The 1,344-nt window shown below is 35.3% G+C and carries 2 protein-coding genes; both read right to left on the bottom strand.

Annotated elements, in window-relative coordinates; all coding sequences use genetic code 11:
• Positions 1–275: 275 nt before the first annotated feature.
• Positions 276–692, bottom strand: a complete 417-nt coding sequence (locus G468_RS0118040; protein ID WP_026824152.1) for a hypothetical protein — start codon at positions 690–692, stop codon at positions 276–278.
• A gap of 65 nt (positions 693–757) precedes the next feature.
• Positions 758–1,075, bottom strand: coding sequence for a hypothetical protein (locus tag G468_RS0118035; RefSeq protein WP_026824151.1), 318 nt, complete (start codon positions 1,073–1,075; stop codon positions 758–760).
• Positions 1,076–1,344 lie beyond the last annotated feature (269 nt).

Raw genomic sequence — 1,344 nt, 5'->3', positions numbered from 1 at the left:
ACCGCTCTTTAACAACCTGGCCTCCCTGAAATTGGGAGATTTATAAATTCCCAGCCCATCGGGAGGGAATACTATTATCTGAAACTTATGGAATTAAGTGTAGAACAGAATTGCTGCAAAGACTATCAAATCATTTTGTCTGTATGCTATTTGATTTGCGGGTTTTTGAGTATTTTCTTGCAGAATAGAGATAAGTATTAGGTAAGCAACAGTTATCAAATGGAGTTAATAAAACCCTCAAGTGAGGGTTTACACAAAAAATTTTACGAAGTTTATCAAGGTTTAATTGGTAGAACAGCATTAATTTCTTTGGGATGAATGGTATACATTCCTCCATTAAATGGATCAACGACTAACCAACCAATTAATCCACCAAAGACTATATTACCTCCAATATACCATCCATTAGCACTATTTTTTAGTGGTAGAGTAACTTGGTTGAATCCATCCTTTGTTAAGGTTATTTCGTAGCTTTTTTTTCCAAAATAACTACCGTCAGACTTTTCTAAAGTTACTCCTTGTGGGGTTTTGCCATGAGAAATGATGGCTCCTCTTTCGTCTTTAATAGTAAATTCAGCATCAGTTGGATTACTTTCAATTTGTATTCTTTGCGTTTTTTCGCCTACTATAGTTGCACAACCACTAAGGAATGTTATGTAAATCAATGAAAGTGCTATAGCTAGTTTATGCATTAAATAATCACCTTATTTTATTTTCCAAGTTAATTCGCTTAGTAAAAGTTAGGTATTATGCATTATCAAACTCTTGCTGTTAAGTCTCTTGATTCCAGAATAGGTTGTCGATATTTATTTTTGACTAAATACAAAGTTGATTTAGGCAAACAACAGTTATCAAATGAAGGCTGAGGCTTTTTGTCTTTTAGATTGAGAGTGAGTGATGCAATGGTATTAACGGTGTCATCTTGCTTGTTAAATATGGAATCAAGGATTTGCTCTGTAGAACGGACTTGGCATTTTTGTTCTGCTTCCTGACGTTTTTTAGCGAGAAATGCAGCTCTACGTTCATATCTACGTTGTGCGTAGTTACTGCGTTTAATGACGGTAATTTGTGTCATATTGACCTCCAAAGTAAGTTTTAGCTGTGGTATAGCCACACCAAAACTCACTCAATGATGGTTGATTCAAGAGTGCCTGAATCCGTTCTAAGATGTTAAAGAGCAATAATACTTAGTTACTGATGACGTCACTTACCTTCATGTTCATACGCCTCAGGCTGGCTACTTAGCAACGTCTGGCACAGTTTCAGATAACTCGGAGTATTATCTGACTTTTGCCTGTTGCAGTGAGTTGATGGAATTATTAAATATGAAACTTAAATTTAAGT

Source organism: Arsenophonus nasoniae DSM 15247, from assembly GCF_000429565.1.
GTDB classification, from domain to species: Bacteria; Pseudomonadota; Gammaproteobacteria; order Enterobacterales; family Enterobacteriaceae; genus Arsenophonus; species Arsenophonus nasoniae.
This window is presented reverse-complemented; position numbering and strand designations above follow the sequence as displayed.

Bases quoted from the DNA above. Each gene is read 5' to 3' on its own strand.
- G468_RS0118035 (WP_026824151.1), bottom strand. From the start codon at position 1,075: ATGACACAAATTACCGTCATTAAACGCAGTAACTACGCACAACGTAGA.
- G468_RS0118040 (WP_026824152.1), bottom strand. From the start codon at position 692: ATGCATAAACTAGCTATAGCACTTTCATTGATTTACATAACATTCCTT.